The organism is Phormidium sp. CCY1219 (assembly GCF_055795085.1).
On record NZ_JAYFEQ010000916.1, the window covers coordinates 1 to 1,692 of the forward strand.

Here is a 1,692-nt window from a genome sequence, read left to right on the forward strand (position 1 = left end):
CCCGAATCGGTGCGTTCCGGCTGGCTTAATCTTGTTGCCAAAATCCAAGGATTAAACGAAGCCGGAACGCACCCTACTAAATTTGATTATCGAAACCAACTGATTCTTAAGTAGTTTGTAGGGTGGGTTAGACGGCTAAAAGCTATGCTATAAAAGCAATCTATTAATCCGCCGTAGCCCACCACCTTGGGGTTACCGCGATACCACTACTAGCGATTTCGCAGTTTCCAATAAGCTTGAAGGGGACTCATCGTTACACTACGAACATAACCTTGATTAGGATGAGCGCCATTTGTTCTTTTATAACTATGGCCGTGTTGAACTTCTAGGTGAAGGTGATTGGCAAAATCAAGAACAGCGAGGGTTTGTCCAACTTCTATTCGTTGACCACGAGATACATACTTAGTACCCAGATGTCCATAAACCCAATGATTGCCATCGTCACTGTCAATCCCCATGAAATCAGAATTAACCCAATTTACTGTTCCGCCAACTACTGCTTTGATTGGAGTACCAGCAGGTGCGCCCATATCAATTCCGGCGTGCCACTTTCCGAAACCGTTATAGTAGCTTTGGTCGTAAGCGTAACCTGCATTCATGTGAACGCGAGAACCAAAAATCGCTTTGGATAAGTCTGTATAAACTTGCCGAACAGTATCACTGGTTTTCCACATTTGGTTGCTACCACCAAAGGGTGAATTTGGTCGGAATTGATTATCATCACCACTTTGGATATCCCATTTATCAGTACTGAAAGAAGCAAGTTCAGGATAGTATTTACCACCACCATCTTTCTTCTCAGGAAAATGAGTTCGAGCATTTCCCATTCTTTTCCATGCACTCCAGTTTTGTTCATCATTTGAAGAACGCATATAAAGATAACCCTCTTTGCCAATATGATACTGATATAGCTTTCCGTTGAATGCTTCTAGCCAAGGATCACCATAGGCCTCTTCATTGGAAACATTGGCTGATTTCCAGGCTGTCCAGTTAATACCATTAGTGGAAGAACGAGTATAGATTTTTTTATCCTTGCCAACGTGAGACTGGTAAAGTCTTCCATTTAAAGCTGTCATGGCAACTGCATAGTTTGTTTCTTCATTGGAAACATTGGCTGATTTCCAAGCTGTCCAGTTAATACCATTAGTGGAAGAACGAGTATAGATTTTCTTATCCTTGCCAACGTGAGACTGGTAAGCAACACCATTCAGTTTTGCAACTACAGGCTGATAGTAGGTTACTTCATTAGGTATATTTTCCTTTTTCCAGGCTGACCAATTTTGACCATCGCTTGAATATCGAGTGGCAATACGATTATCCAAGCCTCGATGAGTTTGAAAAAGAAGACGCCCAACAAGTCCTTTATTATTGTATTTGTTTTGAAGATAAAACCCATCGAAAATTCTTCTTAAAAAAATTCTAAAACCTGAACTTTGTGTGTTGCCAAAAACCTTCAAGAAATCACTAAACGTCCTGACTGGGTTGGAACTATTAGAAACTTGACTTGACCCAGGACTTGAAACATCAGGGTCTGCTGCCCGTTCCATTGGAGTCACTAAACCTTCCCCACTCCATGTCAACGGAATAAACTGTAAACTCTTCTCATCAACTTCCACCTCTGGCTTCGTCACCTTCGCCAAATGCACCGCCGCCGTCATATTCAGCAAGCCAGCGCCCGTTTCAGCATCATGA

General features: G+C 42.2%; 1 protein-coding gene. It reads right to left on the bottom strand.

From position 1 onward, the window contains the following. Positions 1-209: 209 nt before the first annotated feature. Positions 210-1,692 (bottom strand): M23 family metallopeptidase (locus AC0QH1_RS30095; protein WP_324635132.1); only part of this gene is annotated, 1,483 nt, incomplete at its 5' end.